Annotated in this window: 11 protein-coding genes and 1 tRNA gene; 7 read left to right on the top strand and 5 right to left on the bottom strand. The window is 70.6% G+C overall.

Going from position 1 to position 11,100, the window contains the following annotated elements; genetic code table 11:
- Positions 1 to 105: 105 nt before the first annotated feature.
- The 6 genes from iscU (at position 106) to D7W82_RS10410 (ending at position 3,971) form a co-directional block, all read left to right on the top strand.
- Complete coding sequence (gene iscU, locus D7W82_RS10435) at positions 106 to 498, top strand: Fe-S cluster assembly scaffold IscU (RefSeq protein ID WP_120553652.1); 393 nt, start codon at positions 106 to 108, stop codon at positions 496 to 498.
- A gap of 44 nt (positions 499 to 542) precedes the next feature.
- The gene (locus D7W82_RS10430; protein ID WP_120618195.1) at positions 543 to 926 is read left to right on the top strand and encodes an iron-sulfur cluster assembly accessory protein; all 384 of its coding nucleotides are present in this window, start codon (positions 543 to 545) and stop codon (positions 924 to 926) included.
- Positions 927 to 1,032: 106 nt separating this feature from the next.
- Entirely contained in the window at positions 1,033 to 1,581 is a 549-nt protein-coding gene (gene hscB, locus D7W82_RS10425) for a Fe-S protein assembly co-chaperone HscB (protein WP_120618194.1), read from the top strand.
- A complete protein-coding gene (hscA, locus tag D7W82_RS10420) occupies positions 1,578 to 3,422 on the top strand; it encodes a Fe-S protein assembly chaperone HscA (RefSeq protein WP_120618191.1) in 1,845 nt (614 codons plus the stop codon). The genes hscB and hscA overlap by 4 nt, the downstream gene beginning before the upstream one ends.
- 3 nt (positions 3,423 to 3,425) lie before the next feature.
- On the top strand, positions 3,426 to 3,803 hold the full coding sequence (locus D7W82_RS10415; RefSeq protein WP_014395282.1) for a 2Fe-2S iron-sulfur cluster-binding protein: 378 nt from the start codon (positions 3,426 to 3,428) through the stop codon (positions 3,801 to 3,803).
- Positions 3,804 to 3,887: 84 nt separating this feature from the next.
- Positions 3,888 to 3,971 (top strand) — tRNA-Leu (locus tag D7W82_RS10410).
- 54 nt (positions 3,972 to 4,025) lie between these two features.
- Here D7W82_RS10410 and D7W82_RS10405 read toward each other — a convergent pair.
- The gene (locus tag D7W82_RS10405) at positions 4,026 to 5,108 is read right to left on the bottom strand and encodes a lysylphosphatidylglycerol synthase transmembrane domain-containing protein (protein ID WP_120618190.1); all 1,083 of its coding nucleotides are present in this window, start codon (positions 5,106 to 5,108) and stop codon (positions 4,026 to 4,028) included.
- Between the two features lie 20 nt (positions 5,109 to 5,128).
- The gene (locus D7W82_RS10400) at positions 5,129 to 6,631 is read right to left on the bottom strand and encodes an alkaline phosphatase family protein (protein WP_370450976.1); all 1,503 of its coding nucleotides are present in this window, start codon (positions 6,629 to 6,631) and stop codon (positions 5,129 to 5,131) included.
- Positions 6,632 to 6,874: 243 nt separating this feature from the next.
- On the opposite strand from D7W82_RS10400, the gene D7W82_RS10395 reads away from it, so the two are divergent.
- On the top strand, positions 6,875 to 8,053 hold the full coding sequence (locus D7W82_RS10395; RefSeq protein ID WP_120618189.1) for a BamA/TamA family outer membrane protein: 1,179 nt from the start codon (positions 6,875 to 6,877) through the stop codon (positions 8,051 to 8,053).
- 31 nt (positions 8,054 to 8,084) lie between these two features.
- Here the strand turns inward: D7W82_RS10395 and D7W82_RS10390 are convergent, their stop codons facing one another.
- The 3 genes from D7W82_RS10390 to mvk are packed head-to-tail and all read right to left on the bottom strand — an operon-like array spanning position 8,085 to position 11,085.
- Complete coding sequence (locus D7W82_RS10390) at positions 8,085 to 9,164, bottom strand: mevalonate kinase (RefSeq protein ID WP_120618188.1); 1,080 nt, start codon at positions 9,162 to 9,164, stop codon at positions 8,085 to 8,087.
- Complete coding sequence (gene mvaD, locus D7W82_RS10385; protein ID WP_120618187.1) at positions 9,164 to 10,150, bottom strand: diphosphomevalonate decarboxylase; 987 nt, start codon at positions 10,148 to 10,150, stop codon at positions 9,164 to 9,166. The genes D7W82_RS10390 and mvaD overlap by 1 nt, the downstream gene beginning before the upstream one ends.
- On the bottom strand, positions 10,147 to 11,085 hold the full coding sequence (gene mvk / locus D7W82_RS10380; protein WP_120618186.1) for a mevalonate kinase: 939 nt from the start codon (positions 11,083 to 11,085) through the stop codon (positions 10,147 to 10,149). Before mvk ends, mvaD begins: the two co-directional genes overlap by 4 nt.
- Positions 11,086 to 11,100 lie beyond the last annotated feature (15 nt).

Below are 11,100 nucleotides of genomic sequence, written 5' to 3'. Positions count from 1 at the left end.
CCTCAAGACTTCCCGCCGGGCACGGAACCCCCCGCCCGCCCGGCCGCGCATCGGTTGCCCGGATGGCGCATCAGTTCAAGCGTTGTGTGAAGGAGCGTTAGACGCATGGCTTACAGCGAGAAGGTCATCGAGCACTACGAGAACCCCCGCAACGTGGGGACGCTCGACAAGAACGACCCGAACGTCGGCACCGGCCTCGTGGGCGCCCCCGCCTGCGGCGACGTGATGCGCCTCCAGCTGAAGATCAGCGACTCGGGCGTGATTGAAGACGCGCGGTTCAAGACCTTCGGCTGCGGCTCCGCCATCGCGTCCAGCTCGCTCGTCACCGAGTGGGTGAAGGGCAAGACGGTGGATCAGGCCATGACCATCTCCAACAAGGACGTGGCCCGGGAGCTGGCGCTGCCCCCGGTGAAGATCCACTGCTCCGTGCTGGCCGAGGACGCCATCAAGGCGGCCATCGAAGACTTCAAGAAGAAGCGCGCGTCGCGGCAGGCCTGAAGCTCCGCGCGGCACCTCTTCCAGGATTGATTGAGGACGACCCCATGAACGAGCAGGCCCAGACGACCCAGGCCCCTCAGACGCCCCCCAAGCCGGCCCCCAAGGGCATTGGCCTGGCGGACAGCGCGGTGGCGCGCCTCAAGCAGCTGCTGGCGGAACGGCAGACGCCGGACGCCGGCCTGCGCATCGCCGTGAAGGGCGGCGGGTGCTCCGGCCTCCAGTACTCCATGGAGTGGGCGGAGAAGTCCCGCGAGCGAGACAAGGTGTTCGAGCGCGACGGCGTGCGCGTCTTCGTGGACCCGAAGAGCTACCTGTACCTCATCGGCACGGAGCTGGTGTTCGAGCAGACGCTGATGGCGTCCGGCTTCAAGCTGAACAACCCCAACATCAAGGCCGCCTGCGGCTGCGGAGAGAGCTTCTCCGTCTGAAGCCCAAGCGGCCTTCCCGCCCGCCCCGTTGGTCAGGGAGCGGGCCGCAGGGGTCCGGCCCGGTGCCGGGCCCCTTTTTCGTTTCCCCCATGAGGATGTGCGCACCGTGAGGACCCACTTCGACGTGTTCGGGCTGCCCCGCTCCCACGCCGTGGACGTGCCGGCCCTGGAGAAGCAGTACCGGGAGCTGTCGCTCCAGCTGCACCCGGACCGCGTCGGCCCCGGTGACGCGAAGGCGCGCCTGGCCGCCGTGGAGGGCACCACCGCCCTCAACGAGGCCTTCAAGACGCTGAAGGACCCGGTGCGCCGCGCCTTCTACCTGCTCAAGCTCCACGGCGTGGACCTGGACCGCGAGGACGCGGGCGCCCAGAAGGACATGCCCCTGGAGTTCCTGGAGGAGGTCATGGAGCTGCGCGAGGCGTTGGATGAAGCCATCGCGGCGAAGGATCTGCCCGGGGCCCAGGCCATGGCGAAGGACGTGGCGGGCCGCAAGGCGGCGGCGCTCCAGGAGGCCGTGGCGTCGCTCGGTACGCTGGAGGCCGCCGGGGATTCTCCGGACGGGGTGAGAAAGGCATCGCACGCGCTGGGGCGGGTGCGCTACTTCACGCGCTTCCTCGAGCAGGTGGACGCGTTCGAGGAGGAGGTGCTCGCGTGAGCAACAACGGCTATCTGCAGATCCACGACCCGCTCAAGCCGAAGGGCCACGTGGTGGGCATCGACCTGGGCACCACGCACTCGCTGGTGGCGTCCGTGTCCCAGGGCAAGCCCCGGTGCGTTCCGGTGGATGACGGCGACTCGCTGCTGCTCCCATCGGTCGTGCACTACGGTAGGGACGGCGGCGTGGTGGTGGGCGCCCGCGCGCGGAAGCTCGCGGCCGAGGCCCCCACGGACACCATCGTGTCGGTGAAGCGCTTCATGGGCCGCAGCCCGGACGACCCGGAGACGCGCAAGCTGGGCCACTATGACTTCGCCCCCGGCGCCAACGTGGTGCGCTTCAACGTGGCCGGCGGTCAGCCGGTGACGCCCATTGAAGTGTCGGGCGAAATCCTGCGCTCGCTGAAGCGCCGCGCGGAGGCGCACTTCTCCGGCAAGGTGGAGCAGGCCGTCATCACCGTGCCCGCCTACTTCGACGACGCCCAGCGCCAGGCCACCCGCGACGCGGGGAAGCTCGCGGGCCTGGAGGTGCTGCGCCTGCTCAACGAGCCCACCGCCGCCGCGCTGGCCTACGGCCTGGACAAGGGCAGCCAGGGGAAGTTCGCCGTCTACGACCTGGGCGGCGGCACGTTCGACATCTCCATCCTCAAGCTGGAGGACGGCGTCTTCGAGGTGAAGTCCACCGGCGGCGATTCGGCCCTCGGCGGCGACGACTTCGACCGCGCCATCGCGCAGCACGTGCTCCAGAAGCGGGGTGTCCAGGCCCCCACTCCGGCGCAGGTGGCGGAGCTGATGGTCGCCGCTCGAAAGGCGAAGGAAGCGCTCACCGACGCGGCGGAGGTCACCCTCAGCGTGGAGGGCCATTCGCAGCCGCTGTCCCGCGCGGACTTCGAGGCGTGGATCCAGCCCCTGGTCGCGAAGACGGGCGCGGTGTGCCGGCGGGCCCTGAAGGACGCGGGCATGGCGGCGGGTGAGCTGGACGGCGTCATCCTGGTGGGTGGCTCCACCCGCGTGCCCGCGGTGCGCCGCTTCGTGGCGGAGCTGTTCGGCCGCGAGCCCCTGGGCGACATCGATCCGGATCAGGTCGTGGCGCTGGGCGCGGCGGTCCAGGCCAGCCTCCTCACCGACGGCGACCGCCAGGACGAGGTGCTGCTGCTGGACGTCATCCCCCTGTCGCTGGGCCTGGAGACGATGGGCGGCATCACGGAGAAGCTCATCCCCCGCAACTCCACCATCCCCACCGCGGCGGCGCAGGTGTTCACCACGTTCAAGGACGGCCAGACGGGCCTGGACGTGCACGTGGTGCAGGGCGAGCGCGAGCTGGTGCAGGACAACCGCAGCCTCGCGCGCTTCACGCTCTCCGGCATCCCCTCCATGGCGGCCGGCATGGCCCGCGTGGAGGTGCGCTTCCAGGTGGACGCGGACGGCATCCTGTCCGTCACCGCGAAGGAGCAGAGCACCGGCGTGGCGCAGGCCATCACCGTGAAGCCCAGCCACGGCCTGTCGGAGGAGGAGATTGAGAAGATGCTCCTCGACTCCATCGACTTCGCGGAGGACGACATCCAGGCCCGCCAGCTGCGCGAGCAGCAGGTGGAGGCAGAGCGCGTCCTCTCCGAGGCCGACCGCCAGCTGCGCGAGAACGCGACCCTGCTCCAGGCGGGCGAGCCGGAGGCCATCCAGGCCGCCATGGGCCGCGTGCGCGAAGCCGCGCAGGGCAAGGACTACCTGGCCGTGAAGGAGGCCCTGCACGCGCTGGACGAGGCGTCCCGGGCCTTCATCGAACGGGTCATGAACCGCGCCATCACCCAGGTGGTGTCCGGCCATTCCGTGGAGGAGTACTGAGCCGTGCCCAAGGTCACCTTCAAGAGCCCCCTGGCCGAGGTCGCCGTGGACGTGCCCCCGGGCACCACCCTGCTGGACGCCGCCGAGAAGGGCGAGGCCCAGGTGGGCCACAGCTGCGGCGGCGTGTGCGGGTGCTCCACCTGCCATGTCTGGGTCCGCAAGGGCCTGGACTCGCTGAGCGAGCAGCGGGACGACGAGATGGACCGCCTGGACATGGGCTTCGACGTCCGGCCGTACTCCCGCCTGTCCTGCCAGACGGAGGTCGGCGGCGAGGACGTCACGGTGGAGATCACCGAGGAGTCCCTGGTCGCCTTCATGGACGAGAACCCGGCCATCCGCCGGAAGCTCGAGTCCGAGGGCCGCTGGCCGCTGAAGAAGTAGGCGGAAAAAAGGGTGTTGACCGGGCGGGGGAGGTTCTTTATACGTCTCGCCCATCACGGCGCCGCGAGGCACCGCGAGCCACCTGCCCAGGTGGTGGAATTGGTAGACACACTAGATTCAGGGTCTAGCGCCTGCAAGGGCATGGAGGTTCGAGTCCTCTCCTGGGCATGAAGTAATCGAAGGGCCCCGACCACAAGTCGGGGCCCTTTTTGTTTTTCCGGCTCAGGGCGGCGCGGGCTCCACGGCCTCATGCGCCACGTGGTGCGCGGCGGCGTTGGCCAGCCGGCCGCCCTTGCGCAGGTCGCGGATCCGCAGCTTGGAGCGGTGCACGCACCAGGCGCCCACCGCCACCTGGCTGATGACGGTGCCCAGGTGGGTGAGCGTGGCGAAGGCCGCCGCGTCCTCCGGGTTGGAGCCCAGCGCGCGCGCCGCCCAGCTGGTGACGAAGTAGTAGATGCCCATGCCCGCCGGGACGCCCGGCAGCGACTGCCCCAGGGAGATGGCGCCCAACACCACGGCGCCCGCGAAGAGGCCCCCGGGGATGTGGACGCCGTGCAGCGCCAGGCCGTACGCCAGCGCGGAGGCGAACACCGGGAAGATGGAGAAGAAGAACACCTTCGCCATGCCCTTGAAGGAGCGCGCGGTACCCAGGCCCTCGCCCACGTGGTTCAGGAAGCTGTCCACGCGGGGCATGGTGTGACGCTGGTGCAGCCAGCGGCCCAGGGGCGCCGCCCAGTGGGCCAGCAGCACCACCAGCGCCACCAGGCCGATGCACAGCGACAGCGCCACGTGCAGCTCCGTCCGGAAGTGCGCCATGGTCTCGCCGAAGGGGCCCAGGAAGGACAGGGCCACCAGCAGCATCAGGCAGGCGAACTCCATCAGCTTGCACACGCCCACGGAGCCCAGGCTCCGGATGAAGGGGAGGTTGTGCGTGCGCGACAGGAGGAAGGAGCGCGTCACCTCGCCCAGCTTCCCCGGCAGCGCGTTGTGCACGAAGACGCCAATGCCCACCAGCTGGAAGCGGTCCTTGAATGGGATGTGCCTGCGCAGCGTGGCCTGCCACTGCACCGCGCGCAGCGGCACCAGCGACGCCTGCAGCAGCATGAAGGGCACCAGCCACACCAGGTGCCCCGGCAGGTCACGGACGAACTTGTCCAGGGGGAAGCGCGGCGTCAGCAGGTCCCCGGAGCCGCTCAGGTTCCATTTGAAGAACGCGGTGGAGAGCAGGAGCAGGGACAGGACGAGCCCCACCACTCCGCCCAGCACCTTGAGCCACGTGCGTCCACCGGCGTTGGGAAGCCGCATGGTCCTCCCCTTCCTCGGTTTCAATGGAGAATCCGCGGTGAGCCGGTGTCCAGGTAGGCCTCCGCCAGGCGCTCGTGCAGCCGCGCGCAGTGGCTCAGGCCGGACAGGTCCACCGGGCCGTTCGCGGGCCACATCACCAGACTGTCGGACTCCACGCGCGTCAGGCCGCCGTGCGAGCCGAACTCCCACGCGAAGCCCACCGTGCCGCCCTTCTGCACGGCCTCACCGAAGAGGACCAGGTCCCCCGCGGTGTCCATGCGCGGCAGCCCGTGGAGGAAGTCCGCCACGGCGCGCTTGCTGTACTCGGTGGTGAGCGGCGCGCGGTCCAGGTCGTCCACCCCGTAGACGCCTCCGCCCATCACCACCACCGCCTCCGCGCCCCGGCGCATCGCCACCATGCCGATGTCCGGGTTGTTCGTGGCCCGGGCAAGCACCTCCGGATGCCGCGCCAGCAGTTCGCGCGACTCCAGCGGCACGGGACGGCCGCTCAGGTAGATGTGCGCGAAGTTGCCGGCCTCCACCACCACCGGGATGAAGGGCTCGCGCGCGGCGGTGTCCGGGGCTGGAGGCTGGCGCCCATCCAGCAGGCCGCGGCGCACGTCGTCCTTCAGCGGAGGCACCTCGCCCTCGAAGAGGACGGCCTCCAGGCGCCGGCCCTGGCGCTGCTCCAGCGGCAGGCTGTCCACGTGGCCGTGATCCGACAGGAGGATGACGTCGTAGGGCTCCGGCGCGGCGCGGGCCACGGCGAAGAGCTCCGCCAGGGACGCGTCCACGCGGTGGAGCTCCTGCATCGCCAGCTCCGAGCGCGGGCCCCGGCGGTGGGCCACCTCATCGTAGTTGCCGTAGACCAGGTAGATGAGCGGCACGCCGCGCACCATGTCCACCAGGGACTTGGTGTACGCGAAGCTCCAGCCCAACCGCTGGAGGAGGATGCGGCTGACGAGGAACCCCTGCTCGTGGCGCCAGTCGTTGACGGAGCGCGCCCACTGGCGCACCTCGCGCATGGCCTGCCAGGACTCCATGCCGAAGGAACGCAGGAAGTCCCACGCGCTCTTCGTGCGCGCCGACCCCAGGCCTTCAATTTCGTAAGCGAACGAGCGCGCCATCAGCTTGAAGCTCGACAGCGTGCTCATGCACATGCGGTTCATGGCGCCCGCGTGGAAGAGCGAGAAGTACGTGTGGCCGCCGTGGTCCAACAGGCTCGTGCGGCCGTGGCCGCGCAGGCGCGCGTCGATGGCCATCGCGTCGCCCGGGGTGTTCATCTGCACCTTGCGGCCGAGCGCCCGGTCGTACCAGCTGTAGCCCGGCAGGTTCGGATGCCTCAGCCCGTAGAGCAGCCCCGCCTGGAAGAACGGCGTGGACGTGGGCGCTCCCCAGAATGCGTTCTCCAGGTGATACGCGCCAGAGCGGACCAGCTGGGAAACAAAGGGCATGCGCCCTGTGACGACGGCCTCGTCGAGGAGCGCCTTGGGCACACCGTCCAGGTGGACGAGCAGAGCGTTCCGGGGCCGACGCGCCGCCACGGGCGGAACTTTCGCTCCAATCCTCCGGACGAGGGTATTCGCCCAATTTCGTGAATTCTCGCTGACGAGCTCGTTGAGACTTTCGCGCACGTTGACGGCTCCCCCATCCCCCAAGGCAAAATGGGCATTCAGGGGGACAGGAGCTTCCGGGGCCGTGTTGCTCTCTTGGAGAGCAGGCGGGCGGATGAGCTGGCTGTCCCGGGCTGGAATCGACGCGCCCCCTCGGGGCTTCACGGGGTTTCGATGCTGGCTCCAGTCGTCTTCCTCTTCTTCATGCTGCTGTCGCTGAGCGCCGTGGCGGCAGGCCGCTCCGCGCCCGGGCTCGTGCCGGTGAAGCGGACGCCGACGATGGACGGCATCGCGCTGCCGCTCGTGTCCTTCAGCTCGGATCAGGGCTTCGGCTACGGCGCTGTCGGCGGCATGTACCTCTATGGCGACGGCAGCAAGACGCCCTACGCGCATGCCCTGTCCGCGCAGGTGTTCTTCACCGCGCGCGGCGCCATGAATCATTACCTCCGTTACGACGGGCCGCAGTTGCTGGGGCCCCTGCGTCTGGAGGGACGGCTGGAGTACCGCCAGGAGAAGAGCAGCCCCTTCTTCGGCGCGGGCAACCTGTCCGCCCCGGACTTCCGGGGGGACGTGGACAACCAGCGCTACAACTACGACAAGGGCTCGCCGGGCCTCTGGGTGCGTCTGCGCGGGCGGCCCTTCGGTGAGAAGCACCCGTTCCAGTCGTACGTGGGCTACGGCTGGCGCTACACGCGCGTGTCACCCTACGAGACGTCCATCCTGGCGCAGGAGAGGCCCATCGGCATCGAGGGTGGGCCCAGCGGGCAGCTGCTCGCGGGCGCGCTCTGGGACACGCGTGACGACGAGTCCGACCCCACGTCCGGCGGTGTGGAGGAGGTGGCGCTGCGCGTGTCGGGCCTGGCCACCTTCAGCCGCTACCAGTACGCGGGCGTGACGCTGAGCGAGCGCCGCTACATCCGCATCACCCCGCGGCTCGTCTTCGCGCAGCGGCTCACGCTGGACATGCTCTTCGGGGAGGTGCCGTTCTTCGAGTGGATGACCACGGGCGGCGTCAACGTGTCCGAGGGCATTGGTGGCATGAGCAGCGTGCGCGGCATCGAGCGCAACCGCTTCGCCGGCAACGTGAAGGCGTTCAGCAACTCCGAGCTGCGCTTCCAGGCGGCGCGGATGGGCTTCTTCGGGCAGCCGCTGACGCTGGGCGCGGTGGTGTTCCTGGACCTGGGCCGCGTGTGGCATCCGGGCGTGACGGACGGCAAGTGGCATGAGTGGCACCCGGGCATCGGCGGCGGCCTGCGCTTCTCGCGCCGCGCGGCCGTGGTGCGCATGGACTACGCGCGCTCCACCGAGACGGGCCGTCAGCGCTTCTACATCACGTTCGGTCACATGTTCTAACGGCGGGCCCGGGCGCGCGCCGCGCGGAATTTCACGTGAGCGCGTCCACCCAGCCGCGAAGCCGCGCATCCGCCTGCGCTTCGCCGCGCACGCCCTGCTCCACCTCCAGCGTCAGCGTGAGGAAGCCGCGCGACTCCAGGCCCTCGCGCAGCGCTTCGCGCGCCTGTGCGTCCGGGGCGAAGAGGATGCAGCCGTCACCGCCGCCCGCGCCGGAGAGCTTGCCCGCGCAGTGGTAGGACGCGGCGATGGCCAGCACGCGGCGCATGCCTTCTGTCTCCAGCGGGCCCAGTTCCAGGAGCAGCGCGTGCTGGGCCTTCACGGCTTCGGCGAAGGCGCGGAAGTCACCGCCGCCCAGGCCGTTCTCAATGGCATGGCCCAGCGCGTCCGAGCGCTCCACGTAGGCCTTGCGACCTGCCTCCGCGAGGCGGGCTTCCACCTGGCCGATGAGGAGCTTGGTGGACGCGCTCTCGCCGGTGAAGGCGTAGAGCATGGACACGCGCGGCACGGGCATGCGCCAGAGGTCCACGGGCGGGGACTCGGCGAGCGCGGCGTTGAAGCGGCCGGTGTTGGCGGCGTCCGCGAGCGCGGTGACGTCGTAGCGCCGGTAGCGCACGGCACCGCCAGCGAAGCTCGTGGCCACGTCACCGCCGCTGCCCTTGCCGCCCTGCCCCAGCGTGTGCGCGGTGAGGGCGAGCTTGAGGACGTCGAACTTCTCTTCCAGCACGAACCGCGCGGCCTCCGCGGCGAGCACCGTCGCGGAGGCGCTGCCGCCGATGCCCAGCTTGTGGCCGCCCGGGCCGAGCGCGCCTGGAGCCACCGCCACGTCGAAGCCCACGCTCGCGCGGCCGTGCGCTCGCAGGGCCTCATCCAGCGTGCGGGCGACGAAGGAGAAGCCGGCGGGCACTTCGCGGTCCCACTTCACGCCCCGGGGCGTGGTGAGGCCCTGGAGCGTCCCCTCCTCCAGGCAGATGTGCACGCGCGAGTCCTGGCGCCTGCGCACATAGGCGGCCGTGCGTGGCGCCACGGCCGCGAGGCGGGACACGCCGCCCCACAGCACGGCGTACTCGCCGGAGATGAACAGCTTTCCCGGGGCGGAGAGCGCTCGGTCCATCAGAACAGGTGCTCGGTGAGCAGCGTCGCGTCACCGCCGGGCACGCAGCGCACCACGTCCACGGCGCCGCAGGCGCGGGCCAGGGCCTCCGCCGCGACCTCGTGGGCCGCGTCCGTCAGCAGCACCGGGTTCGGCCCCGCGTCGAGCGTGAACCACACCGGCACGCCCTTCTTGCGCTGCTCGCGCAGGTGCTGGATGAGCCCCAGCGTCGCCGAGTTCAGGTAGCAGAGCGGCGGATCCGCCGCGAGCGAGGTGGAGTGCATCCGCCATGCGTTGCGCTCACACAGCTCGCCCAGCGCCTCCAGGTCCTTCTTCGCGATGAGCTCCCGGGCGCGAGGCACTTCCGCCTCCGCGTCCTTCACCCACGCCGGATAGTAGGGGCTCGTCTCCACCGTGTTCTTCATCCCGTCCCGCGACTTCACCTCCTTCTCGCCGCGGTCGAGGATGGCCACCACCATGCGCAGGTCCGCCCAGTGCCCCGCGTCGAAGCGCTGCACGGCGTAGCTGTCCTCGCCGTCCTCGCGCTCGCCGCGCATCCACTCGCAGAAGCCGCCCTGCACGCTGCGGCACGCGGAGCCGCTGCCCCGCCGCGCCAGGATGCTGGAAGCCCGCGTGTCCTGCGGCAGCCCCGCCGCCGCGCGCCCCGCCACCGCCAGCGCCGCGAAGCCCGCCGCGCTGCTCGCCAGGCCCGCCGCCATGGGGAAGTCCCCGCGCGACACCACCTTCGCGGGCCCCAGGTCGCGCCCCGCCTGCACGCGCACCGCGTCCAACAGGCGCAGCACGCGGTCGCGCTCGCTGCCCCTGGCCACGTGGCCGTGCAGCTCGACCGTGTCCGACGGCGCGCCGAACTCCACCGTCGTCGTCACGTGGATGGGAGCCAGCGTCAGCGACAGGCTGGACTGGTGCGGGAGGATGAGCGCCTCGTCGCGCTTTCCCCAGTACTTCACGAGCGCGATGTTGGGATGCGCCCGGACCGTTGCCTTCATGGAATGTCTCCCTGGACCCGAGGCCCCGCGAGCTGACTCGCGAAGCAGCGCACGCCGTCGCGCGTCAGCTGCGCGACCACGGGCTCCGGTTCGGGGAAGAGGCCGATGACCGCGCCACCGTCACCTCCTGCCCCCGTGAATTTGGCCCCCAGCGCGCCCAGCGAGCGCAGCCGGAACACCATGTCCTCCAGCGCTGGTGACGACAGCCCCAGCGCGTTCAGGAGGCCCTGGTTGACGTTCATCGCGTCCCCCAGCCCCTCCAGGTCGCCCGCCTCCACCGCCTTCGCCGCCTCGGTGACGAGCCTCCCCACCTGACCGAAGAGCCGCTTGTAGCGCTCCGGCCACCGCGCCTGCCGCTCGCGCAGCGCCCCCACCGTCAGCTTCGTGGGACTGCGCGCGCCCGCCAGCGCCACCACCACCGACACCGGCTTGGGACTCTTCAATTCGCGCGCGCGGCCCGTGACGCCCGCCGGAGCCTGCACCCGCCGGTAGAGGATGAGCTTCTCCTCCGCGCTGGTGGTGTGGTCCACGCCGGACGGCGTGCCGTGGAACTCCTGCTCCATCTCCCACGCCAGCCGCGCCGTCGCCTTCGCCGTGGGCGCCTGCCCCGCCGCCTGCAACAGCACGCGCGACGTGGCCACCGCCAGCGCCGCGGAGCTGCCCAGCCCCGCGGACAGGGGCAGCTGCGGCTCCAGCGTCACCTTCACCTTCGGCTCGCCCACGAGCTTCGCCGCCCGAGCGAACGCCTTGCGCATCATCCGCTTCTGCGCCGCGTCCGCCGTCACCGGCACGTCCAGCACGCACGAGCGCGAAGGCCCACCGCGCGCCACCACGCCGATGCACAGGGGACCCGCGATGGCAGGGTAGCCGTACACCACGCTGTGCTCGCCCAGCAGGATGACCTTGCCGGCACCGAAGGCGACCAGGGGATTCATTGCGGAAGTCATGGC

The organism is Corallococcus sp. CA049B (assembly GCF_003611685.1).
Taxonomy (GTDB): Bacteria; Myxococcota; Myxococcia; order Myxococcales; family Myxococcaceae; genus Corallococcus; species Corallococcus coralloides.
This window is presented reverse-complemented; position numbering and strand designations above follow the sequence as displayed.